This window comes from Pseudomonas sp. MF08817, from assembly GCF_059862705.1.
This window is the reverse complement of record NZ_JCBCUY010000005.1, coordinates 112,566-138,942: the sequence shown is the minus strand read 5'-3', so window position 1 is coordinate 138,942 and position 26,377 is coordinate 112,566. Positions and strand designations below refer to the sequence as shown.

Here is a 26,377-nt window from a genome sequence, read left to right as displayed (position 1 = left end):
GGGGCTACAACTTCGCAGGCAGCAGGCGCAGGGTGCTGCGGGTGTTGGCGCTGACTTCTTCTTCGCTGAAATGGGCCTGTTGATAGAGGCCCTCGATGTACGCCTCGGCCTGGTCGCCGTAGTGCTTGTCGAACGGTACGCCACTCTGGCCGACCGGGTTGATGGTCAAGCTGTGGGCCGGGTCGGCGAAGTCGATCAGGCGCCGGGTCGAGGGGCCGTAGGTGACCGGCCATGGCGCGGGGCCGATTTTGGCCGAGAGATTGTTCGGCACTTCGTGGCTGCCCGGCGCGGCGAACGGGCCGACATTGAACAGCCGATCTAGCGGTTTTTGCGTGCCCAGTGGATGGCTGTGGGTCAGGGTGTGGGCCTTGCCCCACTGCCATTGGCCGGGGTCGTCGCCCAGGGTGGCGCTCAGGTGGGCGATGCTGTTCTGCCAGGCCAGCAGCACGATCTGGGCGCGGGTTTCCTTGGCTGGCGTGTGGCGGTTGTCCCACCAGGGCGAGTCGACGGTGGCGGCCAGGCGCGGCAATGCGGCGTCGATCACCCGGGTCGAGAGCAGGGTGTCGAAAAAGCTGTCGCCCAACTCATCGCGAAACACGGCATCGCTGAGGTTGTAGAGAAACTGGTTGAACAGCGTCGCGCTGGTGGATGCCAGCGGATAGTCGCCCGGCCACTGCGCCAGTTGCTCCAGTAGCTTGCGTTGGGCCGGGTCTTTGACCTCGGCGCGCAGGTCCGCCAGCAAAGGCGCCAACAGGCGCGGGCCGTAGGCGGTGGTGGTGCCCAGTTGCAGTTTCTGGCTGTTTTCCAAGTCCCAACTGATGCTGGCGTCGCTCAGTTGCCGGTTCAGGTGTTGGCCGCGATCGGCGAGGTTGTAGTAGCCAGGGATCTCCATGCCGGTGGGTGAAGCCGGTTGGTAGTTGGCCGAGAGGATATAGCCGCGCGGCGGGTTTTCTTCCTGCGGATTGGCGCTGAACGGGTAGAAGCCTTCCTTGTCGGCCTGGGCCGTAGTGCCGTCGAGGATGAACGCCGGGTTGGCCCCCGCTGCGCGTTTGGGCAACTGCGCCGCGGCCCACCAGGCGATGTCGCCGCGGGCATTGGCCCACACCAGGTTCAGCCCCGGCGCATGGACCTTGGCCGCCGCGCTGCGGGCCTTGGCCAGGGTGTCGGCGCGGTTGAGCTGGTAGAAGCCTTCAAGGATCGGGTTCTGGGTTTCCAGGAAGGCCCACCACATGGCGATGGGGGTCTTGCCTGCCGTGGCACCCAGCACGTCGTTGATGATCGGGCCATGGGGTGATTGGCGCAGCTCCAGGGTGACTGGGGCCTGGCCCTTGACCGCGATCTGTTGTTGGCTGCGGATCAGGTCTACCCATTGCTCGCGGTACCAGACCTGGTTGGGGTTGTCCGGGTTGACCTTCTCGGCGATCAAGTCGAGGTCGTCGTTCTGGAACATCGTCAGGCTCCAGCCGAAATCCCGGTTGTGGCCCAGGAACGCGAAGGGCACCAGGGCCTGGTGATGGCCGTATAGCTCAAAATCCGGCGTGGACAACTGCGCCTCGTACCACACCGCCGGCACCGAGAAGCGGATGTGAGGGTCGCCGGCCAGCAGCGGTTTGCCGCTTTTGCTGCGGGTGCCGTCCACCACCCAGGCGTTGCTGCCTTCCATCTGCGGCAAGCCATTGTCGGCCAGGGCTTGTTCGCTGAGACGGGCGATGGCGTTCAGGTCCTGCCAGTCCCCGGCGCTCAGGCCCGGAGCCTGGGCCAGCATGCCTTTGGGCTGCCAGCTCAGGTCGAAGACGTCCAGGTAGTCGGGGCCCACCTGGTCGCGGATGTAGGTGAGCAAGGGCTCGGTACGAAACGCGGCAGCGAAGCTGTAGGCCATGTACCCGGCGACGCTGATGGTGTCTTCCACGGTGAAGGGCCGCGGGGTGATGCCTAGCACATCGAACTCCAGCGGGTGCGGTCGGGCATCCTGATATTGGTTGATGCCGTCCAGATAAGCCTGCAAGGCCTGCGACGCGGCAGATTGGCGATCCAGGCTGGCGGCATAGCTAGCGGCGCGCTCGCGGATGCGCAGGCTGCGGAACAGTTTGTCGGTGTCTACCAGTTTGGGTCCCAGCACCTCGGCCAGTTCGCCCCGGGCCAGGCGCCGCATGATTTCCATCTGGAACAGGCGATCCTGGGCGTGCACATAGCCCAGGGCGCGGTAGAGGTCGAGGTCATTGCTGGCGCGGATGTGGGGCACGCCACGTTCGTCGTAGCGCACGGTGACCGCATCCTTGAGGCCGTTGACCGCCACCAGGCCCTGGCGCGACGGCTGCTTGCCATACAGGTACCAGCCACCGCCCAGGGCGAGTACGAGCAGTAGCAGGGCCAAGAGGGTCAGGATGCGTTTCATTGAAGCTCCTTGTTGTTTCTTATGGGGGTGCCACCCGCGAACCGCGAACATTTAGCACAACCACCCCGGTGGCGCAGGCTTGTCCGTGAAAAGTCGCAATTGCCTTACTCGGCCGGCACCGCCGTCCACGGGCAGTAGCAGCCCACCGCCAGGGTATGCGTGGCGTTGACCGGGCGGTTCTCGCTCAAGGCCTGGAGGATGGGCTCGATGAAGCTGTTGCTGGAGTTGCAGGTCAGGCCTTCGCTGTACGGGCCGAAGTAGGCCAGTTTGCCATCGCGGTTCCAGATCGCCACGGCGGGGCTGGCGGGGATCTGCTCGGCGCCGGGCAGGCTGTCGAGGTAGGTCATTTGGCTCAGGTCGGCCGGTAATTTGCCTTGGCTGCCAGGTTTTTGCACGGCGTAGAACGCCACACCCTGGGGCGCGAAATGCGCGATCAGTTCGCTCAAGTGCTGCTGGTTGCCGACGTTGCAGGGGCAGGCCGGGTCCCAGAAATGCACGAGGCGGATCGGCCCCGGGCCATCGATGGCGGCGGGCAGGCGCAGGGCATCGCCGGAAAACACCGCCGTGTGTTCGCTGAAGGTGCGCACATAGCGCTCCTGGAACCATTGGTAGGCGGCCCAGAGCGTCGCCGCGCACACCAGGGCGAGCAGGCTGGCAATCAGGGTTGTGCGGTAGGGCAGGCGCATGCGGATCAATCCTCGAAGGTCGCGTAGCTTGCCATGCCGGGCGCGACAGATGAATATCGCAGGCCCATAAAGTCTGTTGCGCAGCCTGGCGCATTTGTCTGGAACCTCTTATGCCTGCGACCTTCGACCCCGATTCCCTACGTGCCAGCCTGCGACCATTGGCCGCCGCGCAGCCGTTGTCGGTACAGGCCCGGGCCTACCAGCACTTCTACGGGTTGGACCTGGCCGACTGCGAAGCGGGCCTGGGGTGTTTTGCGGCAGGTGGCTACGAGGTGGTGAGCCAGGTGTGGCGACCCCGGCAGGCGCGGGGCACGCTGTTTTTGCTGCACGGTTTTTACGACCACATGGGCTTGTATCGCCACGTCATCCAGTGGGCGCTGGCGCAGCAGCTCGTGGTGATTGCCTGCGACTTGCCGGGCCATGGGCTGTCCAGCGGCGAGCGTGCCAGCATCGCCGATTTCGCTGAGTACCAGGCGACGCTGCAAGGCCTGTTCGCCGAGGCGCAGTCCCTCGACCTGCCGCAGCCCTGGCACCTGTGCGGGCAGAGCACGGGCGGGGCGATTGTGGTGGACCATGTGCTCAGCGAGGGTGCCCGCAGCCCGGCCCAGGGCCAGGTAATCCTGCTCTCGCCCCTGGTGCGGCCGCGGGCCTGGGGCTGGTCGCAGCTCAGCTATTACCTGCTCAAACCTTTCGTCAACGGTATCGCCCGGCGGTTCAGCGAAAACTCCAACGACCCGGCGTTCCTGGCGTTCCTGCAGGCCGATCCGCTGCAACCCTTGCGCCTGCCGACCGCGTGGGTCGGCGCGTTGGCGCGCTGGATCAAACGCATCGAGGCGCTGCCGGGCAGCCCGCGGCGGCCGCTGATCGTCCAGGGGCAAGCGGACATGACGGTGGACTGGCAACACAACCTGGAGGTGCTCAAGCACAAATTCGACCGCCCGCAGGTGTTGATGCTGCCCACGGCGCGGCATCACCTGGCCAATGAAACCCAGGCCCTGCGCGACGAGTATTTTGCGTTCTTGAGCAAGCGGCTCAAGGGCCGCGGCCTTTGACTTGGGGCGCCCCGGTTTACGGGTTGAGGCTGGAGCTGCTCTGGCCCACGGCGAGCCCGGCGCGGATCGCCGCCAGCGCAGCCTGGTAGTAGGTCTTGCCCTCGGCCGACTCGGCGAAGGTGGCGAATTCTTCCAGCTCGGCGTCGGACAAATCGCGATAGACGTAGAGCAGGGTGTTGTTCAGGTCGGCACCGATCTGTTCCATCAGCCGCTGGCGCTGGCCGTTGAGCATGCCTTGGGCCTGGCCGCCGCCCAACAGCCCGGGAATCATCTGGCTCAGGCTGTCGGCCGCCACGCCGGCGATGGCCAGGCTGACTTCGGCCCCCGCCTCGCGCGCCGGTAGGGCTTGGGCCAGGTGGCCGATGATGAGCAGACGGTTGTCGCTGGCTTCGATTTTCGGCAAGCCCTGGGCGTTTTTCGCCAATTGGTCGCGGCGCGTGGCCAGCAGTTCGGCGGCGATGACCTTGCGTCCCAGGGGCGACTGGAAAAACGCCAGCGCCGGCGCCGGGTCGGCAAGCTTCTGGCGCAACTGGGCCAGGGCACGCTGGTCCATGGCTTGGGGCGCGAAACGTTGGTTGCTGTTGTCCACTAACGCCTGGTACACCGCCGGCGGCAGGCTGCTGCGGTAGCGTTGCTGGGCGGCGGTCAAGGCATCGGTGAAATGCGCACGTTGCTGCGGCCAGCCGGCGACCGTGTAGAGCTGGTCGAGGCCGTCTGCCCAGGTGGGCAACGCGCAGAACATCAACAATGAAAAAAGCAAACGGCGCATAGGGACTCCTGTCAGCAGGCCACCATTGTCCGTGGCACTTTGGGACTTGTCGAGAATTCGTATCAGTCCGCTATGCGGCTCTGTCGGATATTGGGCCGTATCGATACTATGCGCGCCATGCAAATACCCTCTGAACACCCGCTGTTGTTACGCATCGTTGACGACCTGGCTACGCGGGGGTGGTCACAGCAGAATATTTTCCTGCCGGAGGCTCTGACTCTGGAACTGGCGGCTGAGTGCCATAAACGTGCCGCCGAAGGTGAGCTCGCCCCGGCCGCCGTGGGGCGAGGGCCGTTCCAGGAGATTCGCGAGGGGATTCGCGGCGACCATATTCAGTGGCTCGAACCCGGCCAGGCCCTGCCTTGCGATACCTACCTGGGCTTGATGGACAGCCTGCGCGTGGCCATGAACCGTGGCCTGTACCTGGGGCTTGAGGATTTCGAGTGCCATTTCGCCCTGTACCCACCGGGGGCGTTTTACCTCAAGCATGTGGATCGCTTTCGCGACGATGACCGGCGCATGGTCTCGGCGGTGATCTACCTCAACCAAGGCTGGCTGCCGGAGCATGGCGGCCAATTGCGCATGTACCTGGACGATGGCGTTGAATACGACGTGACCCCCACGGGCGGCTGCCTGGTGGTGTTTCTGTCGGGAGAGGTGCCCCATGAAGTGCTGCCCGCCACCCGCGAACGCCTGTCGTTGACGGGCTGGTTTCGCCGTCGCGGCAACGAGCCGTTTTGACCCTGCACAAGGTGCTGGTGAGCCGCTGCCTGCTGGGGCATCGGGTGCGTTACGACGCCGGCGCCAGCGGGCCGTTCGATCAACTGGAACAGTGGCTCGCGCAAGGGCGGGTGGTGGCACTGTGCCCGGAGGTCGCCGGCGGCTTGCCCACGCCCAGGCCCGCGGCGGAGATTCCCGGTGGCCAGGGTGTCGAGGTGTTGGCGGGCGATGCGCGGGTGCTGACCGCTGCCGGTGAGGACTTCACCGCAGCGTTTTTATCCGGGGCCCAGCAGGCGTTGGCGTTGGTGCAGCGTTTCGACATCCGCGTCGCCGTGCTCAAGGCCAACAGCCCTTCATGCGGCAACCTTTTGACCTATGACGGCACGTTCAGCGGGGTCAAGGTGGGAGGCGAGGGCGTCACTGCGGCGCTGCTCAAGCGCCATGGCGTGCAGGTGTTCAACGAGCTTGAATTACCTGCTGCCGCCCAGGCCCTTGCGGCGCTCGGCCGGTAGCGGCGGGCTTCAGTTCTTGGGCGGTGTGCTGGCGTCCATGCCGAACCATTTCTCCGACAGCGCCATTAGCCGGCCATCTGCTTTGATCCGTTGCAACGCCTTGTCCAGGCTGGCCTGGAACGCCGGGTTGCCCTTCTGGAAAGGGATCACCAGGCTCAATGTCGGGCCGACCTTGGCCCCTTCCTTAACCGGCAGTTGGCTATCGCGGATCGCGAAAGGCACCAGCAGGCGATCGCTGATGGCGGCGTCGATCTGCTTGGCGGCCACGTCCTTGAGCGGTTGCTTGGCGTCGGGGTAGCTGCGCAGGTCGATCCCCTCGACGGTGCGCGCCTGCTCCACAAACTGGCTGCCCTGCGCCACGCCCAGGGCCTGGCCCTTGAGGGCGTCGAGAGTGGAGAGTGGGCGCTGCTCTTCCTCACGCACGATCAATTGCGCGTTGGAATAGCTGTAGGGCTCGCTGAAATCGAAACGATCCTTGAGTTGCGGGGTCAGTGCTATGTGGTTCAGGGCGATGTCGTATTTACCGCTCTCGACACCCGGCAGCAGGTCATTGGCGTCGGTGACGACGAAGTCCGCGCGAACATCGAGTTCGTTGGCGAGCAATTGCCCCAGTTCCACTTCAAAACCGGTCAATTTGCCGTCGTCCTTGAAGTTGAACGGCGGGTTGTCGGCTTGCAGTGCGATGCGCAGTTCACCGCGGTCATTCACATCGTCGATCAATTCGGCTTGAGCACAAACGCTCACAAGGGGGAGCAGCATTAATAGGCCAGGCAAAAAGCGCATGGTTACTCCTTTGATTTCTAATGTGCCGCGCAGGGTGCTGATGCGCTTTGCTATGGTGTTGAGTGCCTTCGACAACGAATAGCCACGAAGTTGTCATAAACCTACAAAATTTGCGAAAGAACTGGAGAAGTTAATGAAAACCTTTATGTCGCGTGCAGCGTTTGCAGGTTTGTTATTGAGCGCCTCGATGCTCGCCATGGCTGCCGAGGTTCCGCGTACAGCGGCACCGGCGGGTGCCAAAGTGTTCATCGTGTCGCCGGCCGATGGCGCTACGGTGGCGAAAACCTTCAAGGTCAAGTTTGGCGTCGAGGGCATGGCCCTGGCCCCTGCCGGTGACCAGACGAAGAACACCGGCCATCACCATTTGCTGATCGATGTCGACAAGTTGCCGGCAGAAAATATGCCAATCCCCGCCGATGCCAACCATATCCACTTCGGTAAGGCGCAGACCGAAACCGAAGTCACTCTGGCCCCGGGCAAGCACACCTTGCAACTGGAATTGGCGGACAAGAACCATGTGCCGTTCAAGCCGGTGCTGGTCTCGGAAAAAATCACGGTCACCGTGGAATAAAAAAGGAAGCCCCCGGCAAATCGCATTTGGGTGCGATCTGCCGGGGGCTCCTTTTTTAGCTGCAAGCTATAAGCGGGCAAACATCAACTTGCCGCTGGCCCGGTTCTTAGAAAAGAACCCGGCTACGGATAGTGCCGTTGATGTGCTGCAACTTCTCTTGCGCCAGGTCCGAGTACTCGGCGTCAACGTCGATCACAACGTAGCCGACTTTCTCGTTGGTTTGCAGGAACTGACCGGAAATGTTGATGCCGTTTTCGGCGAAAACCTTGTTGATCTCGCTCATCACGCCCGGGATGTTCTCGTGGATGTGCAGCAAACGGTGCTTGCCAGGGTGAGCCGGCAGGGCCACTTCAGGGAAGTTAACCGACGACACGGACGTGCCGTTGTCGCTGTACTTGACCAGTTTTTCCGCCACTTCCAGGCCAATGTTGGCTTGGGCTTCTGCAGTCGAACCGCCGATGTGCGGGGTCAGGATGACATTGTCCAGGCCACGCAGCGGGCTCTCGAACTCTTCATCGTTGGAGCGTGGCTCCACCGGGAACACGTCGATGGCGGCGCCAATCAAGTGTTTGTCCTTGATCGCGTCGGCCAGTGCGTCGAGCTCGACCACCGTACCGCGTGCCGCGTTGATGAGGATGCCGCCCTTCTTGATGGCGCGGATTTCCTTCTCGCCGATCATCCACTGGGTGGCTGCGGTTTCCGGCACGTGCAGGGTGACGATGTCGGACATGCCCAGCAGGTCGTGCAGGCTGCCGACCTGGGTCGCGTTGCCCAGTGGCAGTTTGGTCACGGTGTCGTAGAAGAACACCTGCATGCCCAGGCCTTCGGCCAGCACGGACAGCTGCGTGCCGATCGAGCCATAACCGACGATACCCAGCTTTTTGCCGCGGATTTCAAAGGAGTTGGCCGCACTTTTGATCCAGCCGCCACGGTGGCAGGAAGCGTTTTTCTCAGGGATGCCACGCAGCAGCAGGATCGCTTCGGCCAGCACCAATTCAGCCACTGAGCGGGTGTTGGAGTAAGGCGCGTTGAACACCGCGATGCCGCGCGCGCGGGCCGCGCTGAGATCCACCTGATTGGTGCCGATGCAGAAACAGCCGACTGCCACCAGCTTCTTGGCGTGATCGAAGATTTCTTCAGTCAGCTGGGTGCGGGAGCGAATGCCGATAAAGTGCGCGTCGGCGATCTTTTCCTTGAGCTGGGACTCCGGCAGAGAACTGGTGATGTACTCAATGCTGGTGTACCCGGCGGCCTTTAGGACGTCGACGGCCGATTGGTGGACGCCTTCCAGAAGAAGGAACTTGATCTTGCTCTTATCGAGAGAAGTCTTGCTCATCTGCGTAAACCTGTATCCCGGAGAAAAATGGCAGGGAATCGAGCAGCGCAAGCTGACCCGGACGGCAGGAAAGCCGTCACCGCAGGAGGCCCTTGGGCACTCTCCTGCGGGGGCGGTATGCTAGCATACGCGCCCCGCTAAACACTCATTCCTGCGACGTGAAGCGTTCTCAGGATGACCATGAATTGTTCGAGAGTTCTATCCATGACCAATCCTGCCCTGATTGATGAGCTGAAGACCCTGGTCGAGCCCGGCAAAGTCCTCACCGATGCCGACTCCCTCGCTGCCTACGGCAAGGATTGGACCAAGCATTTTGCTCCGGCGCCCTGTGCCATCGTCTTCCCGAAAACCACCGAACACGTCCAGGCCATCGTGCGCTGGGCCAACGCCCATCACGTGGCGCTGGTGCCTTCGGGTGGCCGCACGGGCCTGTCGGCGGCGGCCGTGGCGGCCAATGGTGAAGTGGTGGTGTCTTTCGACTACATGAACCAGATTCTCGACGTGAACCTCACCGACCGCACTGCCGTGTGCCAACCGGGCGTGGTCACCAAGCAGTTGCAGAACGCTGCCGAAGCACAGGGCCTGTACTACCCGGTGGATTTCGCGTCTTCGGGTTCCAGCCAGATTGGCGGCAATATCGGCACCAATGCCGGCGGGATCAAGGTCATTCGCTACGGCATGACCCGCAACTGGGTCGCGGGCATGAAAGTGGTCACCGGCAAGGGCGACGTGCTGGAACTGAACAAAGACCTCATCAAGAACGCCACCGGTTATGACATGCGCCAGTTGTTCATCGGCGCCGAAGGTACCCTGGGCTTTGTGGTCGAAGCCACTATGCGCCTGGACCGGGCCCCGAAAAACCTCACAGCGATGGTGCTGGGCACCGCGGATTTCGATTCGATCATGCCGGTGCTGCACGCCTTCCAGAGCAAGCTGGACCTGACGGCATTCGAGTTCTTTTCCGACAAGGCGCTGGCCAAGGTCATGGCCCGAGGCGATGTGCCGCCGGCGTTCGAGACCGACTGCCCGTTCTACGCCCTGCTGGAATTCGAAGCCACCACCGAAGAAGTGGCCAACCACGCCCTGGAAACCTTCGAGCACTGCGTCGAGCAGGGCTGGGTGCTGGACGGCGTGATGAGCCAGAGCGAAACCCAATTGCACAACCTGTGGAAACTGCGCGAGTACATCTCCGAGACCATTTCCCACTGGACGCCGTACAAAAACGACATTTCGGTCACTGTGTCGAAAGTGCCGGCCTTCTTGAAGGAAATCGACGCCATCGTCGGCGAACACTATCCAGACTTCGAAATCGTCTGGTTCGGCCACATCGGCGACGGCAACCTGCACTTGAACATCCTCAAGCCCGATAACCTGAGCAAGGATGAGTTCTTCGCCAAGTGCGCCACCGTCAACAAGTGGGTGTTCGAAACCGTCGAGAAGTACAACGGTTCGATCTCCGCCGAGCACGGCGTGGGCATGACCAAGCGCGATTACCTGACTTACAGCCGTTCCCCGGTTGAAATCGAGTACATGAAAGCGGTCAAAGCGGTGTTCGACCCGAACGGCATCATGAACCCGGGCAAGATTTTCGCGGTTTGAAACCCCCTCCAGGAGTCGGTCAATGAGCTACCAGCACCAGTACGTCGATGGCACGCGCATTCATTTCCCGGTCGGGAAAGTGGTCTGCATCGGGCGCAACTACGCCGAGCACGCCAAGGAACTGGACAACCCGGTGCCTAGCGAACCGTTGTTGTTCATCAAGCCCGGCAGTTGCGTGGTGCCGCTGGAGGGTGGCTTTGCCATCCCCGCCGAGCGCGGTTCGGTGCACTACGAAGCGGAAATCGCGGTGCTGATCGGCAAGCCGCTGTCCGCCAAGCCCAGCCGCGAAGAAGTGCTGGATGCCATCTCCGGGTTCGCCCCGGCGCTGGACCTGACCCTGCGCGACAAGCAGGCCGAGCTCAAGGCCAAGGGCCTGCCTTGGGAAATCGCCAAGTCGTTCGACGGCGCGGCGGTGATTGCGCCGTTCGTAGTCAGCAGCAGCTTCAGCGACCTGACCGATATCGGCATTCGCCTGACCATCAACGGTGAAGTGCGCCAGGATGGCAACAGCGCCATCATGCTCAACCCCATCGTGCCGATGATCCAGTACATGGCCGGTTGCTTCTCACTGCAGGCCGGCGACGTGATCCTGACCGGCACCCCAGTGGGCGTCGGCCCGCTGAGTGTTGGTGATGAGCTGGTGCTGGAACTGCCAGGCGTGAGCCGCTTCGAAAGCCGCGTGCGCTAAGCACGATATGTGTGGGCGCGCGGGCGAGCCTGCGATGAGGCCGGTACATCCGCTACCGCTTTAGCGGCTGGGCGGTTGCCATCGCGGGCGAGCGGAGCGCCGCCCGGCCCGTTCCCACACACGGCTATACCGACCGTTATCGCTTCGCTTTTCCTTTGCATTTTTTTCACATCCAGTCTGGATAATTCGGCCCGCCGGGCATCCGAGCCTGTCTTCTTGTGCTATTACCCTTGGCTCACTTTCCGGAACGCCCCGTCATGGCCATTCTCCCAGCCTCAAAACCCGCTGCCGCTCGTCGTTCCCGCTTTGTCATGCGCTGGTATTCCTGGCTGTTGCTGGCGGGTGTGGTGATTTATGGCCTGTCGGCGGCCATGCACTGGGACGATCGCGGGGTGTTGTGGGTGCTGGAGCGGTTTGAAACGCCACTGGAACGCAAAGAAAGCATCTGGCTGCCGGATTATCACGCCGTCATCGACGCCAAACCCCTGGTGGGCATGGAAGACGACGAGGCCTCGGACGTGGCCTATAACCCGCTGACCAAGACGCTGTTCGCGGTGATGGGCAAAAAGCCATTTTTGAGTGAGCTGACCCTGCAAGGCGACCTGCTGCGCAAGATCCCGCTGGTGGGCTGGGCCAACCCGGAAGGGGTGGCGGTGCTGGAGAACGGCCTGATCGGAATTGTCGATGAGCGCCGCCACACGCTTTCCATGGTCACGGTGGATGCCGCGACCCAACAGTTGAACTACGGCGACTTCCCCAAGTACGACCTGGGCCCCTCCGCCGACCAGAACAAGGCGTTTGAAGCCGTTGCCTGGGACCCGCGCAAGCAGCAGCTATGGCTGGGGGAAGAGCGCCCGCCGGCGTTGTTCTCCTGGAAAAGCGATGGTAGCGCCACCCTGCGCGGTGACAAGCACAAACTCGACAGCGATGAGCTCGACCTGCGTAACCTTTCGGCCTTGTCCATCGACCCGCGTACCGGGCACATGCTGGTGCTGTCGGCCGACTCCAACCTGCTGTTGGAGTTGGATGAAACCGGCGAGCAAGTCAGTTTCATGACCCTGCTGGGCGGCTTCAATGGCCTGAAAAAAACCATCCCCCGTGCCGAAGGCGTGGCGATGGACGAGGCCGGTACTCTGTACATCGTCAGCGAGCCAAACCTGTTCTATCGCTTCGAGCGTAAGTAAGTTCTTCAAGCCGACATCGGTTGATAAATATTCCTTGCCAGACAGGCAAGGTAATTAAGTTTAAATTCAGGCCGTGGTGATATTTCATCCCGCTGCCTGAATACTGAGCTTGCCAACCGATGCGCAAATTCCTACGTCCAAAACCTCTTCTTCTTATTGCTGGCCTTATTGCCCTGGTGTTGGCCGGGTTTGCCGGGCAGCACTACCGTCTCTTCGAGCGCGCCTGGTTCAACTGGCAGGTGTGGCTGCATCCGCTCGATAGCCGCTCCATCGGCTTGGGGGATTATCGGGTGGCGGTTGAGGCGCGGGTCATCGAGGGCCTGGACGACGATGTCTCGGCGCTCACCTTCGACCCGGTGCGCAAGAGCCTGTTTACCGTGACCAACAAGAATGCCGAGCTGATCGAGTTGTCCCTCGACGGCAAGATTCTGCGGCGGGTGGCGTTGGTGGGTTTTGGCGACGCCGAAGCGGTGGAATTCATCAGTGCCAACACCTATGTGGTCACCGATGAGCGCCAGCAACGCCTTATCAAGATTCACTTGGACGACGACACGGTGTTCCTCGATGCCGCAGACGCCGAGCAGATCAGCATTGGCGTGCACATGAGCAGCAACAAGGGTTTCGAGGGGTTGGCCTATGACTCGGTGGGCAAGCGCCTGTTCGTCGCCAAGGAGCGCGACCCGATGCTGATCTACGAGGTCCATGGCTTTCCCCATTACAACCCGGACAAAGCCTATTCGGTGCATGTGGTGAACAACCCCAAGCGTGACGCCGGGTTGTTTGTGAGGGATCTGTCCAGCCTGCAATACGACGAGCGCAGCGGCCATTTGCTGGCGCTGTCGGATGAGTCGTTTCTGGTGTTGGAATTGGGCATCGACGGTCGGCCCATCAGCAGCCTGTCGCTGCTCAAGGGTCGCCATGGCCTGAGTAAAAGCGTGCCCCAGGCCGAGGGCATCGCCATGGACGATGAGGGCACGCTGTATCTGGTCAGCGAGCCGAATCTGTTTTATGTGTTCAAACAGCCGGCTCGCTGAGGTCGGTCAGAACTGCCACTGCACCCCGAGGGAATAGCCGGTCTGGCTGCCCTCGTCATGGCCTAAGCGCCCATTGACCTCCGCGTAGAGCCCCAGTTGCGGGGTGATCGCCAATTGGCTGCCCAGTTGCGCGCGGCCGAAGCTCTTGTCCACTGTGCCCAGGCCTGCGCCGCGGGCCTGGTTGTCGGCGTGGCTGGTCAGCAGGATGTCGTCCAGGCGCCCGTCGCCCAACTCCTTGACCCAGGCGATATCGCCGTACGGCATCAGGCTCAGGCCATAGGGTAGGCCGACGGTGCCGCGCGCGCGCCAGCCGAGGCTGGCTTCCAGGGAGTCGAAACTCTGCTCTTCATAGCCCAGGGCGGTGCGTAGGTCTTGTTTCTCGTGGAACTTGTCGATGCGGTAGTGGCTGTAGTCGAGGCCGGCGAACGGCCCGCTTTTGATGGCGCCGAAGTCGAAGTCGTAGCCGCCCAGCACGCGGGCGCCCAGGCTCAGGGCGTCGGTTTCGCCAGTGAGTTTCTGGTTAAGCAGCACCGGGCCACCATTGGCCTGGATCACCAGGTTGCGTTTGGAGTCGAAGCTGCTGTGGCCCACGCTCAGGTCGCCGGCCAGCCACTGTGGGCCGCCGTCGTTGAGCAAGGCGTAGATCGCCGCTTGCCAGCTATCGCTGTCGAGTTTGCCGCCGTGCTCCAGTTTGTCGCGGCCGTTGAGGTAGCTGAGGCTGGCGCCGATGGCCAGGCTCGGGCTCAACTGGTAGTCGCCCAACGCGTGTAGGCCCAGGCGCCGGGCCTCGGGGTTGGGGGCGCTGTCGAAGCCGCTGTCGGGGCTGTATTCGCCGTCGAGGCCGATCTCACCGTCGAAGCTGCCGACTTCACGGGTGGCTGATTGCAGGGTTAGCCAGCGCCGGTCGTGCAGGCGCACCAGGGCTTGGTGCTGGCGTTGCAGGTTGTCTTGCATGTTGCGTGCAACCGCGCCACCGGACGCGGTAGAGGCCATCAGGTCGGCGTTGGTCAGCTCCAGCACTAAACGGCTAAGCAGGCGCGAGTAGTCGCGCAGGCGCTGGTCGATGCGCTCCTGGCCGAAGGCGTTGGTCAGCACCGCTTCGTTGTCTTCTTTGGGGTCGTGCCAGGTCGAGCCGCCGGGGATGGCCGGGTTGTCGGTCTGGGTGTAGCCGTCCAGGTCGCCCAGTTCCCAGTTGGTGGCTTCGATATAGAGGATGGGAATGTTCAAACCCTCGAACGCTTCGCCATCGCTGCAGCAACCGGTGCCGGCGGGGTAGGCCGGGTCGAGGCCGGGGTTGGTGAACAGGTTGATATTCAGCTCTTTGGCGATCTTGAAGGTCTGGTCGCGCAGGGCGGTGAGGGCCGGATTATCGACGCTGTTCTGACCGGCGTGGGCGTACATCATGTCGCCAGTAATCAGGCTGTCGAGGTTAATCATGGCCAGCATGTTCTGCCGTTCGCTGGCGCTCAGGGACGCGACAAAAGCCTTGGAGCCGCGCAGGCCTTCTTCTTCGGCGCCGAAGCCGACCACTTGCAAGCCGTTCTCCAGCTTCAGCCCGCCCAGGTTGCGGGCGATTTCTGTCAGCACGCTGGCGCCCGAGCCGTTATCGTCCAGGCCTTGCAGGGTGGGGCGGCCGAAGTAGGTGTCAAAGTGCGCGCCCACCACCACGTACTGCGGTTTGGTGCCGGCGGCGTAGGCCACGACGTTCTGCGAACTGCGGGAGCTGCCGCCAGCGGTCCAGGAAAAATCCTGGCGGCTGATGCCGTAGGCATTGCCCATCTGGCTTTGCATCCAGTCGGCGGCCCCGGCGAAATTGGCCGTGCCACGGTAGCGGCCAGGGTAGTCGTTTATCAGCTTATCGAGGGTGGTGGCTGCGTGTTCGCCGTAGTTGTAGGCAAAGCTTGGGGCGCTCAGCAAGGCACTGGCAACACTGATGGCGAGGGCGAGAGGTTTTATCACGGGGTCTTCCTTGAAGCGTTGAAGGATAGGGTTGTCGGCCTGACCCTTTGCACGATGTGCGCCTTATTCCGTGTCCAGGCTCGATTTGGCGCCTGAACTTAACCGTTCGTCGCCTTGTTGTAAGTTGTAACGAATTTAAGACTAAAAGCGAAGGGGGGCGCTGCGACGCGTTGCTCAAATGTGGGCAAACGCGGGGGGAAGTGCTGCGAAAAGTAGCATTTTGGTGGGGGCGCAAGTACAGCGAACAGGGTGGGAGCGGGCCGGGCGGCGCGCCGCTTGCCCGCGATAGCGGTGTATCAGCGGCCTAATCCAGTGGCTGAAAGTTCGCTATCGCGGGCAGGCCCGCTCCCACAGAGAGAGGCCAAACCCCAGGCATCAAGCCTTGAGGGTTTTCACCCCTTCAGCGGTGCCCAGCAGCAGCAGGTCGGCGGGGCGGGCGGCGAACAGGCCATTGGTGACGACGCCGACGATGGCGTTGATCTGGCGTTCCAGTTCCACCGGGTTGGTGATCTGCATGTTGAACACGTCGAGGATGATGTTGCCGTTGTCCGTCAGCACGCCTTCGCGGTACACCGGGTCGCCGCCCAGTTTCACCAACTCGCGGGCAACGTGGCTGCGGGCCATGGGGATGACTTCCACCGGCAGCGGGAACTCGCCCAGCACCGGCACCAGTTTGCTGGCGTCGGCGATGCAGATGAAGGTCTTGGCCACGGCGGCGACGATCTTCTCGCGGGTCAGGGCTGCGCCGCCGCCCTTGATGAGGTTCAGGTGCGCGTCGCTTTCATCGGCGCCATCGACGTAGAACTCCAGGTCACTGACTGTGTTGAGTTCGTACACCGGGATGCCGTGGGCCTTGAGGCGCGCGGCGGTGGCTTCGGAGCTGGCGACCGCACCGTCGAACGCGCCCTTGTGCAGGGCCAGGGCGTCGATGAAGCAGTTGGCGGTGGAGCCGGTGCCGACCCCGACGACGCTTTTGTCGTCGAGTTTGGGAAGGATGAAATCGACGGCGGCCTGGGCCACTGCCTGTTTGAGTTGATCCTGGGTCATGCGGGCTCCGGAAGCGGGCGAGGGGGGTAGCACAAAGGCCGGCATTATAGGCGCCGGCACTGTGCAGGTCATGGGCAATGTGGCCAATGGGGGGCAATTAAACCGTGGGAATCGTGTGGTCGCCCGGCCAAACGCTGGGTTAGACTCCGTGACCCTGCCCAACCCGCCCAGTGATGCTTTCCGATGCTCGAACAGTACGTCAAGAAGATCCTCACCTCGCGCGTTTATGACGTTGCCGTAGAAACCCCGTTGCAGGCTGCCCGCCAGCTCTCCGAGCGCTTGGGTAACCAGGTCTGGCTCAAGCGCGAAGACTTGCAACCGGTGTTCTCGTTCAAGATCCGCGGCGCTTACAACAAACTGACCCAGCTCAGCGAGCAGGAACGCCAGCGCGGCGTGGTCACGGCGTCGGCGGGCAACCATGCCCAAGGCCTGGCCCTGGCGGCCAAGGTGCTGGGGGTCAAGGCGACCATCGTGATGCCCAAGACCACCCCGGAAATCAAGGTTGAAGGCGTGCGCTCGCGCGGCGGCAAAGTGGTGCTGCACGGGGATTCCTTCCCCGAAGCCCTGGCCTACTCGCTCAAATTGGTGGACGAAAAAGGCTACGTCTATATCCACCCCTACGACGACCCGCACACCATTGCCGGGCAGGGCACCGTGGCCATGGAGATCCTGCGCCAGCACCCGGGGCCGTTGGACGCGATTTTCGTCCCGGTGGGCGGCGGCGGTTTGATCGCTGGGATCGCGGCCTACGTGAAGTACCTGCGCCCGGAAATCCGCATCATCGGCGTCGAGCCGGATGACTCCAACTGCCTGCAAGCCGCCCTGGCGGCGGGCGAGCGCGTGGTGCTGCCCACCGTGGGCATCTTCGCCGATGGCGTGGCGGTGGCGCAGATCGGCCAGTACACCTTCGATATCTGCAAGGATTACGTCGATGAAGTGATTACCGTCAGCACCGACGAGATCTGCGCGGCGATCAAGGATATCTACGACGATACCCGCTCAATCACCGAACCTGCCGGCGCCCTGGGCGTGGCGGGGATCAAGAAATACGTGGAGTCGCGCGGCATCAGCGGCCAGACCCTAGTGGCCATCGACTCGGGCGCCAATGTCAACTTCGACCGCTTGCGCCATGTGGCCGAGCGCGCCGAATTGGGCGAGGGCCGTGAAGCCATCATCGCCGTGACCATCCCGGAGCAACCGGGCAGCTTCAAAGCGTTCTGCGAAGCGGTCGGCAAGCGCCAGATCACCGAATTCAACTACCGCTACAACACCGGCAGCGAAGCCCACATCTTCGTGGGCGTGCAGACCCACCCCGACACCGACCCGCGCAGCGCACTGCTGGCCAGCCTCACTGAGCAGGGTTTCCCGGTGCTGGACCTGACCGACAACGAACTGGCCAAGTTGCACATCCGCCATATGGTTGGCGGCCACGCGGCGCGGGTCAGCGATGAGTTGGTGTTCCGCTTCGAGTTCCCCGAGCGGCCGGGGGCGTTGTTCAACTTCCTGCACAAGCTGGGCGGGCGCTGGAACATCTCGATGTTCCACTATCGCAACCACGGCGCAGCCGATGGCCGCGTGGTCGCAGGCCTGCAAGTGCCGGCCGACGAGCGTCACCTGGTCCCGGCGGCGCTGGCCGATATCGGTTACCCGTACTGGGATGAAAGTGACAACCCGGCCTATCAGCTGTTCCTCGGTTGAACGGCTACGCTCTGGGGCACGGCCTCAAGGAACTGAATCAATGGAAACCCTGACCACACTCAAAATCGTCCACGTCGCCGCCACCGTGTTGCTGCTGCTCAGCGCGCTGGGCCTGGCGATCTGGGTCTGGCGCACCCGCCGCAATGGCGATGCCCTGGCCCACACTCGCACCTTGCAGCGCCCGCGTGTGTTTGTCTGGTTGCTGATGGGCATTTGCCTGGCCAGCCTGCCGTTCAGCGGCTGGTGGCTGGCGCACCTGATCGGCTGGCCGCTGGGGCAGACCTGGATTCTGGCCTCCAGCGTGCTCTACACCCTCGCCGCACTGAGTTGGTTCTGGCTGGTGGCGCGGCTCAATCGCCTGCGCACGGCGCCGAACGGCAGCAATGGCACGTTCAGCTTGGCGTTGGCGCTGTTTGGTTTCGTCTGCGTGATCGCCATTGCGGGGTTGATGGGGGCCAAGCCGGTTTAGGGGCCGGAACTGAGCCGGCCCCGATCGCAGGCAAGCGGAGCGCCGCCCGGCCAGCTCCCGCAGGGGCTAGGTGGCTTGTTTGTGGGGGCGAACCTGCTCGCGATAGCGATCTCAACCGCGCAGCGAAATCACCGGCCAACCGCGCTTCGAGGCTTCGGCCCGCAGGTTCGGGTCCGGGTCCACTGCCACCGGGTTGGCCACTTGCTCCAGCAGCGCAAGGTCGTTCATCGAGTCGCTATAGAAGTAGCTGCCGTCCAGCGAGTGCCCGCTTTCTTCCAGCCAGCGCTTGAGGCGCGTGACCTTGCCTTCGCGAAAACACGCCACGTCTGTGGTGCGCCCGCTGTAGCGGCCGTCGATCATTTCGCACTCGGTGGCGATCAGGTGCTCCACGCCCAGGCGTGCGGCAATTGGCGCGGTGACGAAACGATTGGTGGCGGTAATGATAAGCAGCGTGTCGCCGGCGTCGCGGTGCCGGGCCAGCAGTTCCAGGGCTTTGGGCAGAATGATCGGCTCGATGCAGTCGCGCATGTAGTCGCGATGCCACTCATCCAACTGGGCCATTTCGGTGCGCCCGAGGATTTCCAGGCAGAAGTTCAGGTAAGCGGTGTTGTCCAGCTTGCCGGCCAGGTAATCCTGGTAGAACTCGTCGTTGCGGGTCTTGTAGGTGACGGTATCGAGGATGCCGCGTTCGCACAGGTAATCGCCCCAGGCGTGGTCACTGTCGCCACCCAGGAGAGTGTTGTCTAAGTCGAATAAAGCCAGGCGCATTGCAGTTACTCGCTGAAAAGTCTGTAAAAAGGCGTCAAGAATACGGTCTTTTCACAAGAGTGCACATAAGGTAGGACGTCTCGTTGCTGCTTTAACAACCTTTGTGGAACAATGCGGCGACATGCGTCTGCGAGGTTGTTGCCGTGATCGATCCCGATGGTTTCCGCCCCAATGTGGGGATCATTCTTACGAATGATGCTGGGCAGGTGCTATGGGCTCGTCGTATCAATCAGGATGCCTGGCAGTTTCCACAAGGGGGGATCAACCCCGAAGAGACGCCAGAAGACGCCTTGTACCGCGAGTTGAACGAAGAAGTTGGCCTGGAACGCGAAGATGTGCAAATTCTGGCCTGCACCCGGGGCTGGTTGCGTTATCGTTTGCCGCAGCGTCTGGTACGCACCCACAGCCAACCGCTGTGCATTGGCCAGAAACAGAAGTGGTTTCTCCTGCGCCTGGTCTCCAACGAGCAGCGGGTGCGGATGGATTTGACCGGTAAACCGGAGTTCGATGGCTGGCGCTGGGTCAGTTATTGGTATCCGTTGGGCCAGGTGGTGACATTCAAGCGCGAGGTGTATCGACGCGCTCTCAAAGAGCTTGCCCCGCGCCTGCTAGCGCGCGACTGACGACGGAGTTCGACCCCGAGCCATGCTCAATACGCTGCGCAAGATCGTCCAGGAAGTTAACTCCGCCAAGGATCTCAAGGCGGCGTTGGGGATTATTGTGTTGCGCGTCAAGGAAGCCATGGGCAGCCAGGTCTGCTCGGTGTACCTGCTGGACCCGGAGACCAACCGCTTCGTACTGATGGCCACGGAGGGCTTGAACAAGCGTTCCATCGGCAAGGTCAGCATGGCGCCCAACGAAGGTCTGGTCGGCCTGGTCGGCACGCGCGAAGAACCCCTGAACCTGGAAAACGCCGCTGACCACCCACGCTACCGCTACTTTGCCGAAACCGGCGAAGAGCGCTACGCCTCCTTCCTCGGCGCACCGATCATTCACCACCGCCGCGTTGTCGGCGTGTTGGTCATCCAGCAAAAAGAACGGCGCCAGTTCGATGAAGGCGAAGAAGCCTTCCTGGTGACCATGAGCGCGCAACTGGCCGGGGTTATCGCCCACGCCGAGGCCACGGGTTCGATCCGCGGCCTGGGGCGCCAGGGCAAGGGCATCCAAGAAGCCAAGTTCGTCGGCGTGCCGGGTTCGCCGGGCGCGGCGGTCGGTACCGCGGTGGTCATGCTGCCGCCGGCCGACCTGGACGTAGTGCCCGACAAGACCATCACCGATATCGACGCCGAACTGGGCTTGTTCAAGACCGCCATCGAAGGCGTGCGCGCCGACATGCGCGCCCTCTCGGCCAAGCTCGCGACCCAGTTGCGCCCCGAAGAGCGCGCGTTGTTCGACGTCTACCTGATGATGCTCGACGACGCCTCCCTGGGCAGCGAGGTGACCACCGTCATCAAGACCGGCCAGTGGGCCCAGGGCGCTCTGCGCCAAGTGGTCACCGACCACGTCAACCGCTTTGAATTGATGGACGACGCCTACCTGCGCGAGCGCGCCTCGGACGTCAAGGACCTGGGCCGGCGCCTGCTGGCCTATTTGCAGGAAGAACGCCAGCAAACCCTGGTCTACCCCGACAACACCATTCTCATCAGCGAAGAACTGACGCCGGCCATGCTCGGCGAGGTGCCGGAAGGCAAGCTGGTGGGGCTGGTTTCGGTGCTTGGCTCGGGCAACTCCCACGTCGCGATCCTGGCCCGCGCCATGGGTATCCCGACCGTGATGGGCCTGGTGGACCTGCCGTATTCCAAGGTCGACGGCATCCAGATGATCGTCGACGGCTACCACGGCGAGGTCTACACCAACCCCAGCGAGGTGCTGCGCAAACAGTTTGCCGATGTGGTGGAAGAAGAGCGGCAACTGGCGCAGGGGCTCGATGCCTTGCGCGATTTGCCGTGCGTGACGGTGGATGGCCACCGCATGCCGTTGTGGGTCAACACCGGCCTGCTGGCCGATGTGGCGCGGGCGCAGAAGCGTGGCGCAGAGGGCGTGGGCCTGTACCGCACCGAAGTGCCGTTCATGATTAACCAGCGCTTCCCCAGCGAAAAGGAGCAGCTTGCGATCTATCGCGAGCAACTCGCCGCCTTCCATCCGCAACCGGTGACGATGCGCAGCCTAGATATCGGCGGCGATAAGTCACTGTCCTACTTCCCGATCAAAGAAGACAACCCGTTCCTTGGCTGGCGCGGGATCCGCGTTACCCTCGACCACCCTGAAATCTTCCTCGTCCAGACCCGCGCCATGCTCAAGGCCAGCGAAGGGTTGAACAACCTGCGCATTCTCCTGCCGATGATCTCCGGCACCCACGAACTCGAAGAAGCCCTGCACTTGATCCACCGTGCCTGGGGCGAAGTGCGTGACGAAGGCACCGACGTGCCGATGCCGCCGATTGGCGTGATGATCGAAATCCCCGCAGCGGTGTACCAGACCCGCGAACTGGCGCGCCAGGTGGACTTCCTCTCGGTCGGCTCCAACGACCTGACCCAATACCTGCTGGCCGTGGACCGTAACAACCCGCGGGTGGCCGACCTCTACGACTACCTGCACCCGGCCGTGCTGCAAGCCCTGCAAAACGTGGTGCGCGACGCCCATGCCGAAGGCAAACCGGTGAGTATCTGCGGCGAAATGGCCGGCGACCCGGCGGCGGCGGTGCTGTTGATGGCCATGGGTTTCGACAGCCTGTCGATGAACGCCACCAACCTGCCGAAAGTGAAATGGATGCTGCGCCAGATCAACCTGAGCATGGCCAAGGACCTGCTGGCCGAGTTGATGACCATCGACAACCCGCAGGTTATCCACAGCTCTCTGCAACTGGCCCTGAAAAACCTCGGGCTGACGCGGATGATAAACCCGGCCTCGGCCAAGGGCCTCTGACACCGGTTGACGGCCCCTCAACGCCAGTGGGAGCGGGCTTGCCCGCGATAGCGGTTTTGAATGTACCGCCGCCATCGCGGGCGGGCCCGCTCCCACAGGTTTGCCTACGCGTTGTCAGGCCTTTATCTCTACCTCCCCCAGATGCCCGCCATAGGGCCCGAAGCTGCGCTCCACCAAGTGCCGCGTGCCATCGGCGTGGACGATCAGCGCAGTGCTCGCCCGCGTGCCGTAGCTGGGGCTGGCGATAAACACGCTCGAGAGCAGCGTCTCGGTGGCCAGGCCCACGCCGGTGTCCGGCAGGTCGGCGAACGGCGCGACCTGGTTATCTCCCAGCAACGCCAGTAGGGCTTGCGGTTGCGGGTCGTGGAGCACTTCGCCCAGGGCCGCCCGGGCCTTGAGCAGTTTCGGCCACGGTGTATCGAGCCCGGCGTTGGACAGCCCGTAGACGCCTGCCTGCACCTGCACGGGCGCTGTCGTCAGGGCGTTGTAGTACCACAGCTGCTGCGCGGTGCCGATCAGCAGGTTGAATCCCGCGTACTCGATGGAGCGCCCGGCCACATCGGTCAAATAATCATCAATCGGGATCTTTCCATCGAGAAACCGCGCCACCAGCTCGCCCCGCGACTTGCGCGCCGGTGGTTGGTGGGGGTTGCGGATATTGGTCAGCGCGGCGAAGCGCCCGTCGGCGCCAATGCCCAGCCAGGTGCCACCCGCCTCCAGGTCGCGGCCGGCGTAGATCTGCGGGTTTTCCGGCCATTGCGCCAGCGGCAGGCTCGGGCGGGCATAGAATTCATCGCGGTTGGCCGCAACGACCAAAGGCTGCGCGTGGCCGGGACGCCAGGCAAATACGATCAGGCACATAAGGTTGTCCCTTGTGTTTTTTGCCCACTCTACGCAGACAAACCTGGCTCATCCAGTTCCGCCGCAGGCCATGCATCCGTTACCATGCCGCACTTATTACGGGGTGCGACCATGGAATTTCTCCTCTATCTGCTGCTGGGCGCCTGTGCCGGCGTGCTGGCCGGGCTGTTTGGCGTGGGCGGCGGGATCATCATCGTTCCGGTGCTGGTGTTCAGCTTCACCCTGCAAGGCTTCGACGCCTCGATCCTCACTCACCTGGCGGTGGGCACCTCCCTGGCGACCATCATCTTCACCTCGATCAACGCCGTGCGTGAACACCAGCGCAAAGGCGCGGTGCGCTGGCCGATCTTTGTGTGGATGACCCTGGGCATCCTGATCGGCGCCGGTTTTGGCGCCCTCACCGCTGAAGCGATCTCCGGCCCCAACCTGCAAAAAATCATCGGCGTGTTCGCCCTGGTGATCGCCGTGCAGATGGCCCTGGAGCTCAAGCCCAAGGCCAGCCGAACGGTGCCGGGTAAAGTCGGTCTGACCCTGGCCGGCTCGGTGATTGGCTGGGCCTCGGCGATTTTCGGCATCGGCGGCGGTTCGTTGACCGTACCGTTCCTGACCTGGCGCAGTGTGCCGATGCAACAAGCCGTGGCCACGTCTTCGGCGTGCGGCTTGCCGATTGCCCTGGCCAGCGCCCTGAGTTTCATGGTGCTGGGCTGGAACGACCCGCACCTGCCGGCCCAGAGCCTGGGTTTCGTGTACTTGCCGGCGCTGCTGGGGATCGCTTTGACCAGCATGTTTTTCGCCCGTTATGGCGCGCGCCTGGCCCACAAGCTGTCGCCGCGTTTGCTCAAGCGCTTGTTCGCCGCTTTGCTGTTCTGCGTGGGTCTGAGTTTCCTGATCTGACCTGCAACGCAATGCTGGCTTAATCCCGCCCGGGCATGGTCCCGGCGGACTGTTGAAAACTGACGAGGAGTCGCAATGCTGCCTTACCCGCAGATTGACCCGGTGGCCCTGGCCATCGGCCCGCTGAAAATCCACTGGTACGGCCTGATGTACCTGATCGGCATCGGCGGCGCATGGTTGCTGGCCTCCCGCCGGTTGAACCGTTTCGACCCGACCTGGAGCAAGGAAAAACTCTCGGACATGGTGTTCTGGATGTCCATGGGCGTGATTGTCGGCGGGCGCCTGGGCTACGTGCTGTTCTACGACCTGAGCGCCTACCTGGCCAACCCGCTGCTGATTTTCGAAGTGTGGAAGGGCGGCATGTCGTTCCACGGTGGCTTTATCGGCGTGATGCTGGCGGCGCTGTGGTTCGGTAAACGCAACGGCAAGTCGTTCTTCGAGCTGATGGATTTTGTCGCACCCATGGTGCCCATCGGCCTGGGCGCCGGGCGCATCGGCAACTTCATCAACGCCGAGTTGTGGGGCAAGCCCACCGACGTGCCGTGGGCGATGGTGTTCCCGCCCTACAGCGACCCCTCGCAACTGGCGCGCCATCCGTCGCAGCTCTATCAGTTCGCCCTCGAAGGCGTGGCATTGTTCGCCATCCTCTGGCTGTTCTCGCGTAAGCCACGGCCGACCATGGTGGTCTCCGGCATGTTCGCGCTGTTCTACGGCCTCTTCCGGTTCATCGTCGAGTTCGTGCGTGTGCCGGATGCCCAGCTCGGCTACCTCGCGTGGGACTGGCTGACCATGGGCCAGGTGCTCTGCCTGCCGATGATCGTCGGCGGCCTGGCCTTGATCTGGCTGGCCTACCACCGCGCACCAGCGGCCAAGAACGCCGCGCTTTAAATTCGCAGCGCAGGGCGCCAGCCCTGCGTTCAAGGACACAGGTAATTCATGAAGCAATATCTCGATCTGGTCGCCCACGTCATCAAGAACGGCACCAAACAGGCCAACCGTACCGGCGTGAACACCATCAGCGTTCCCGGCGCGATGCTGCGCTATGACCTCAAGGAAGGTTTTCCGGCGATCACCACGCGGCGCATGGCGTTCAAGTCCGCCATCGGCGAGATGTGCGGCTTTTTGCGCGGGGTGAACAACGCCGCCGAGTTCCGCGCCCTGGGCTGCAAGGTCTGGGATCAGAACGCCAACGAAAACACCCAGTGGCTGGCCAACCCGTTCCGCCAGGGCGACGACGACCTGGGCGAGATCTACGGCGTGCAATGGCGCAAGTGGCCGGCGTACAAGCAAGTCCCGCGCAGCAACGCCGCCGCCATCGAGCAGGCGCTCCAGCAAGGCTACCGCCAGATCGCCGAAGGCGAGGAAAACGGCCAGGCCTATGTGGTGCTCTACAAGGCCATCGACCAGGTGCGCCAGTGCGTGGACACCATCATCAACGACCCGGGCAGCCGCCGCATTCTGTTCCACGGCTGGAACTGCGCCCAACTCGATGAAATGGCCCTGCCGCCGTGCCACTTGCTGTACCAGTTCCACCCCAACGTCGAAACCCGGGAAATCTCCCTGACCCTCTACATCCGCTCCAACGACCTGGGCCTGGGCACGCCGTTCAACCTCACCGAAGGCGCCGCGCTGCTGAGCCTGATCGGCCGCCTCACCGGCTACACGCCGCGCTGGTTCACCTATTTCATTGGCGATGCCCACGTCTACGAAAACCACCTGGACATGCTCAACGAACAGCTCACCCGCGAGCCGTTCCCGATGCCGCGCCTGGTGATCGCCGACCGCGTACCGGAGTTCGCCAAGACCGGCGTCTACCAGCCCGAGTGGCTGGAGCAGGTCGAACCCGGCGACTTCTCGCTGGAGGGCTACCAGCACCACGCGCCGATGACCGCACCGATGGCGGTCTGACCCCCTCCCTCAAAAACTGTGGGCTGAGCCGTCAATGCCCGTGGCTTCTGCCCACATGTGAAGGCTCACCCTCGCTGGTCACCACCGAGCCACTGACTTCCAGGCGCTGCAATATCCCGCATTGCTCGATGCCGGGCGCTTCGTGGCAGCGTTGGCGCAGGTCGATCAATTGCACCTGCAAGGCCAGCAGGCCATCGATGCGGGCCTTGACGTGGAGGATGTGCTCGTCCACCAGGGCATTGACGTTCTCGCACTGGTCCTGCGGGCTGTCGCGCAGTACCAGCAGGCTGCGGATTTCTTCCAGGGTCATGTCCAGCGTGCGGCAGTTACGGATAAACGTCAGGCGCTCGCTGTGGGCCTGGGTGTACAGCCGATAGTTGCCTTCGCTGCGCGCGGGTGGTGGCAACAAGCCTTCGCGCTCGTAATAGCGGATGGTTTCCACCGGGCAGTCAGTCAGTTTGGCCAGTTCGCCGATTTTCATCAGGTGCGTCTCCAAAAGGGTGCTTGACCCTATAGTGG

At 62.9% G+C, this 26,377-nt stretch carries 25 protein-coding genes; 15 read left to right on the top strand and 10 right to left on the bottom strand.

The features are described from left to right. Positions 1–4: 4 nt before the first annotated feature. Positions 5–2,395 (bottom strand): penicillin acylase family protein, encoded by a 2,391-nt coding sequence (locus tag AC19YR_RS05035; RefSeq protein WP_095109165.1) that lies wholly within the window; start codon positions 2,393–2,395, stop codon positions 5–7. 104 nt (positions 2,396–2,499) lie between these two features. After that, positions 2,500–3,081, bottom strand: coding sequence for a DUF6436 domain-containing protein (locus AC19YR_RS05030; RefSeq protein WP_095109164.1), 582 nt, complete (start codon positions 3,079–3,081; stop codon positions 2,500–2,502). 110 nt (positions 3,082–3,191) lie between these two features. Here AC19YR_RS05030 and bipL point away from each other — a divergent pair, with 110 nt between their 5' ends. After that, positions 3,192–4,133 (top strand): phospholipase BipL, encoded by a 942-nt coding sequence (bipL, locus tag AC19YR_RS05025; RefSeq protein WP_095109163.1) that lies wholly within the window; start codon positions 3,192–3,194, stop codon positions 4,131–4,133. 16 nt (positions 4,134–4,149) lie between these two features. On the opposite strand, the gene AC19YR_RS05020 is transcribed toward bipL, so the two are convergent. After that, positions 4,150–4,902 carry a DUF2059 domain-containing protein gene (locus AC19YR_RS05020; RefSeq protein WP_095109162.1) on the bottom strand — a complete coding sequence of 251 codons (753 nt, stop codon included), beginning with the start codon at positions 4,900–4,902 and terminating at the stop codon, positions 4,150–4,152. A 108-nt stretch (positions 4,903–5,010) separates the two neighbouring features. Here AC19YR_RS05020 and AC19YR_RS05015 point away from each other — a divergent pair, with 108 nt between their 5' ends. Together AC19YR_RS05015 and AC19YR_RS05010 are read left to right on the top strand one after the other, a co-directional pair. Continuing rightward, the gene (locus AC19YR_RS05015) at positions 5,011–5,643 is read left to right on the top strand and encodes a 2OG-Fe(II) oxygenase (RefSeq protein ID WP_095109161.1); all 633 of its coding nucleotides are present in this window, start codon (positions 5,011–5,013) and stop codon (positions 5,641–5,643) included. 2 nt (positions 5,644–5,645) lie between these two features. Beyond that, complete coding sequence (locus AC19YR_RS05010; protein ID WP_095109287.1) at positions 5,646–6,134, top strand: 2-thiouracil desulfurase family protein; 489 nt, start codon at positions 5,646–5,648, stop codon at positions 6,132–6,134. Between the two features lie 9 nt (positions 6,135–6,143). On the opposite strand, the gene AC19YR_RS05005 is transcribed toward AC19YR_RS05010, so the two are convergent. Continuing rightward, entirely contained in the window at positions 6,144–6,917 is a 774-nt protein-coding gene (locus AC19YR_RS05005; protein WP_095109160.1) for a transporter substrate-binding domain-containing protein, read from the bottom strand. 133 nt (positions 6,918–7,050) lie between these two features. Between AC19YR_RS05005 and AC19YR_RS05000 the strand changes: the two genes are divergently transcribed. Continuing rightward, positions 7,051–7,488, top strand: a complete 438-nt coding sequence (locus tag AC19YR_RS05000) for a DUF4399 domain-containing protein (protein WP_095109159.1) — start codon at positions 7,051–7,053, stop codon at positions 7,486–7,488. Positions 7,489–7,594: 106 nt separating this feature from the next. Here AC19YR_RS05000 and serA read toward each other — a convergent pair whose 3' ends face one another. Further along, complete coding sequence (gene serA, locus AC19YR_RS04995) at positions 7,595–8,824, bottom strand: phosphoglycerate dehydrogenase (RefSeq protein WP_095109158.1); 1,230 nt, start codon at positions 8,822–8,824, stop codon at positions 7,595–7,597. A 204-nt stretch (positions 8,825–9,028) separates the two neighbouring features. Between serA and AC19YR_RS04990 the strand changes: the two genes are divergently transcribed. The 4 genes from AC19YR_RS04990 (at position 9,029) to AC19YR_RS04975 (ending at position 13,329) form a co-directional block, all read left to right on the top strand. Further along, positions 9,029–10,423, top strand: coding sequence for a D-2-hydroxyglutarate dehydrogenase (locus AC19YR_RS04990; protein ID WP_095109157.1), 1,395 nt, complete (start codon positions 9,029–9,031; stop codon positions 10,421–10,423). A 22-nt stretch (positions 10,424–10,445) separates the two neighbouring features. Next, entirely contained in the window at positions 10,446–11,111 is a 666-nt protein-coding gene (locus tag AC19YR_RS04985) for a fumarylacetoacetate hydrolase family protein (protein ID WP_095109156.1), read from the top strand. A 257-nt stretch (positions 11,112–11,368) separates the two neighbouring features. After that, positions 11,369–12,295, top strand: a complete 927-nt coding sequence (locus AC19YR_RS04980) for an SdiA-regulated domain-containing protein (RefSeq protein WP_095109155.1) — start codon at positions 11,369–11,371, stop codon at positions 12,293–12,295. A 119-nt stretch (positions 12,296–12,414) separates the two neighbouring features. Further along, positions 12,415–13,329, top strand: a complete 915-nt coding sequence (locus AC19YR_RS04975; RefSeq protein ID WP_500597412.1) for an SdiA-regulated domain-containing protein — start codon at positions 12,415–12,417, stop codon at positions 13,327–13,329. 6 nt (positions 13,330–13,335) lie between these two features. Here AC19YR_RS04975 and AC19YR_RS04970 read toward each other — a convergent pair whose 3' ends face one another. After that, entirely contained in the window at positions 13,336–15,288 is a 1,953-nt protein-coding gene (locus AC19YR_RS04970) for an autotransporter domain-containing protein (RefSeq protein WP_500597411.1), read from the bottom strand. Between the two features lie 375 nt (positions 15,289–15,663). Beyond that, positions 15,664–16,335, bottom strand: coding sequence for a ribose-5-phosphate isomerase RpiA (gene rpiA, locus AC19YR_RS04965; RefSeq protein WP_500597409.1), 672 nt, complete (start codon positions 16,333–16,335; stop codon positions 15,664–15,666). A gap of 183 nt (positions 16,336–16,518) precedes the next feature. Between rpiA and ilvA the strand changes: the two genes are divergently transcribed. After that, entirely contained in the window at positions 16,519–18,033 is a 1,515-nt protein-coding gene (gene ilvA / locus AC19YR_RS04960) for a threonine ammonia-lyase, biosynthetic (RefSeq protein WP_095109151.1), read from the top strand. A 40-nt stretch (positions 18,034–18,073) separates the two neighbouring features. Next, positions 18,074–18,502, top strand: coding sequence for a DUF2269 family protein (locus tag AC19YR_RS04955; RefSeq protein WP_095109150.1), 429 nt, complete (start codon positions 18,074–18,076; stop codon positions 18,500–18,502). Between the two features lie 111 nt (positions 18,503–18,613). Here the strand turns inward: AC19YR_RS04955 and AC19YR_RS04950 are convergent, their stop codons facing one another. Beyond that, positions 18,614–19,270: a histidinol-phosphatase gene (locus tag AC19YR_RS04950; RefSeq protein WP_500597407.1), complete on the bottom strand. Its 657-nt coding sequence runs from the start codon at positions 19,268–19,270 to the stop codon at positions 18,614–18,616. 143 nt (positions 19,271–19,413) lie between these two features. Between AC19YR_RS04950 and AC19YR_RS04945 the strand changes: the two genes are divergently transcribed. Beyond that, entirely contained in the window at positions 19,414–19,893 is a 480-nt protein-coding gene (locus tag AC19YR_RS04945; protein ID WP_095109148.1) for an RNA pyrophosphohydrolase, read from the top strand. 22 nt (positions 19,894–19,915) lie between these two features. Then, positions 19,916–22,195 (top strand): phosphoenolpyruvate--protein phosphotransferase, encoded by a 2,280-nt coding sequence (gene ptsP / locus AC19YR_RS04940; RefSeq protein WP_500597405.1) that lies wholly within the window; start codon positions 19,916–19,918, stop codon positions 22,193–22,195. 114 nt (positions 22,196–22,309) lie between these two features. On the opposite strand, the gene AC19YR_RS04935 is transcribed toward ptsP, so the two are convergent. After that, entirely contained in the window at positions 22,310–23,056 is a 747-nt protein-coding gene (locus AC19YR_RS04935) for an NRDE family protein (RefSeq protein WP_095109146.1), read from the bottom strand. Between the two features lie 111 nt (positions 23,057–23,167). Here AC19YR_RS04935 and AC19YR_RS04930 point away from each other — a divergent pair, with 111 nt between their 5' ends. The 3 genes from AC19YR_RS04930 to AC19YR_RS04920 all read left to right on the top strand — a co-directional run bounded on the left by AC19YR_RS04930 (position 23,168) and on the right by AC19YR_RS04920 (position 25,858). Then, the gene (locus AC19YR_RS04930) at positions 23,168–23,950 is read left to right on the top strand and encodes a sulfite exporter TauE/SafE family protein (RefSeq protein ID WP_095109145.1); all 783 of its coding nucleotides are present in this window, start codon (positions 23,168–23,170) and stop codon (positions 23,948–23,950) included. A gap of 75 nt (positions 23,951–24,025) precedes the next feature. Beyond that, positions 24,026–24,838, top strand: coding sequence for a prolipoprotein diacylglyceryl transferase (gene lgt / locus AC19YR_RS04925; RefSeq protein ID WP_500597403.1), 813 nt, complete (start codon positions 24,026–24,028; stop codon positions 24,836–24,838). A 48-nt stretch (positions 24,839–24,886) separates the two neighbouring features. Continuing rightward, entirely contained in the window at positions 24,887–25,858 is a 972-nt protein-coding gene (locus AC19YR_RS04920; RefSeq protein WP_500597401.1) for a thymidylate synthase, read from the top strand. 31 nt (positions 25,859–25,889) lie between these two features. Here the strand turns inward: AC19YR_RS04920 and cadR are convergent, their stop codons facing one another. After that, a complete protein-coding gene (gene cadR, locus AC19YR_RS04915) occupies positions 25,890–26,339 on the bottom strand; it encodes a Cd(II)/Pb(II)-responsive transcriptional regulator (RefSeq protein ID WP_095109142.1) in 450 nt (149 codons plus the stop codon). Positions 26,340–26,377: the final 38 nt, after the last annotated feature.

What these genes read in the sequence shown, in the direction of transcription:
- AC19YR_RS05035 (WP_095109165.1), bottom strand. Translation starts at nt 2,395, where the DNA reads ATGAAACGCATCCTGACCCTCTTGGCCCTGCTACTGCTCGTACTCGCC.
- AC19YR_RS05030 (WP_095109164.1), bottom strand. Translation starts at nt 3,081, where the DNA reads ATGCGCCTGCCCTACCGCACAACCCTGATTGCCAGCCTGCTCGCCCTG.
- bipL (WP_095109163.1), top strand. Translation starts at nt 3,192, where the DNA reads ATGCCTGCGACCTTCGACCCCGATTCCCTACGTGCCAGCCTGCGACCA.
- AC19YR_RS05020 (WP_095109162.1), bottom strand. Translation starts at nt 4,902, where the DNA reads ATGCGCCGTTTGCTTTTTTCATTGTTGATGTTCTGCGCGTTGCCCACC.
- AC19YR_RS05015 (WP_095109161.1), top strand. Translation starts at nt 5,011, where the DNA reads ATGCGCGCCATGCAAATACCCTCTGAACACCCGCTGTTGTTACGCATC.
- AC19YR_RS05005 (WP_095109160.1), bottom strand. Translation starts at nt 6,917, where the DNA reads ATGCGCTTTTTGCCTGGCCTATTAATGCTGCTCCCCCTTGTGAGCGTT.
- AC19YR_RS05000 (WP_095109159.1), top strand. Translation starts at nt 7,051, where the DNA reads ATGAAAACCTTTATGTCGCGTGCAGCGTTTGCAGGTTTGTTATTGAGC.
- serA (WP_095109158.1), bottom strand. Translation starts at nt 8,824, where the DNA reads ATGAGCAAGACTTCTCTCGATAAGAGCAAGATCAAGTTCCTTCTTCTG.
- AC19YR_RS04990 (WP_095109157.1), top strand. Translation starts at nt 9,029, where the DNA reads ATGACCAATCCTGCCCTGATTGATGAGCTGAAGACCCTGGTCGAGCCC.
- AC19YR_RS04985 (WP_095109156.1), top strand. Translation starts at nt 10,446, where the DNA reads ATGAGCTACCAGCACCAGTACGTCGATGGCACGCGCATTCATTTCCCG.
- AC19YR_RS04980 (WP_095109155.1), top strand. Translation starts at nt 11,369, where the DNA reads ATGGCCATTCTCCCAGCCTCAAAACCCGCTGCCGCTCGTCGTTCCCGC.
- AC19YR_RS04975 (WP_500597412.1), top strand. Translation starts at nt 12,415, where the DNA reads ATGCGCAAATTCCTACGTCCAAAACCTCTTCTTCTTATTGCTGGCCTT.
- rpiA (WP_500597409.1), bottom strand. Translation starts at nt 16,335, where the DNA reads ATGACCCAGGATCAACTCAAACAGGCAGTGGCCCAGGCCGCCGTCGAT.
- ilvA (WP_095109151.1), top strand. Translation starts at nt 16,519, where the DNA reads ATGCTCGAACAGTACGTCAAGAAGATCCTCACCTCGCGCGTTTATGAC.
- AC19YR_RS04955 (WP_095109150.1), top strand. Translation starts at nt 18,074, where the DNA reads ATGGAAACCCTGACCACACTCAAAATCGTCCACGTCGCCGCCACCGTG.
- AC19YR_RS04950 (WP_500597407.1), bottom strand. Translation starts at nt 19,270, where the DNA reads ATGCGCCTGGCTTTATTCGACTTAGACAACACTCTCCTGGGTGGCGAC.
- ptsP (WP_500597405.1), top strand. Translation starts at nt 19,916, where the DNA reads ATGCTCAATACGCTGCGCAAGATCGTCCAGGAAGTTAACTCCGCCAAG.
- AC19YR_RS04935 (WP_095109146.1), bottom strand. Translation starts at nt 23,056, where the DNA reads ATGTGCCTGATCGTATTTGCCTGGCGTCCCGGCCACGCGCAGCCTTTG.
- AC19YR_RS04930 (WP_095109145.1), top strand. Translation starts at nt 23,168, where the DNA reads ATGGAATTTCTCCTCTATCTGCTGCTGGGCGCCTGTGCCGGCGTGCTG.
- lgt (WP_500597403.1), top strand. Translation starts at nt 24,026, where the DNA reads ATGCTGCCTTACCCGCAGATTGACCCGGTGGCCCTGGCCATCGGCCCG.
- AC19YR_RS04920 (WP_500597401.1), top strand. Translation starts at nt 24,887, where the DNA reads ATGAAGCAATATCTCGATCTGGTCGCCCACGTCATCAAGAACGGCACC.
- cadR (WP_095109142.1), bottom strand. Translation starts at nt 26,339, where the DNA reads ATGAAAATCGGCGAACTGGCCAAACTGACTGACTGCCCGGTGGAAACC.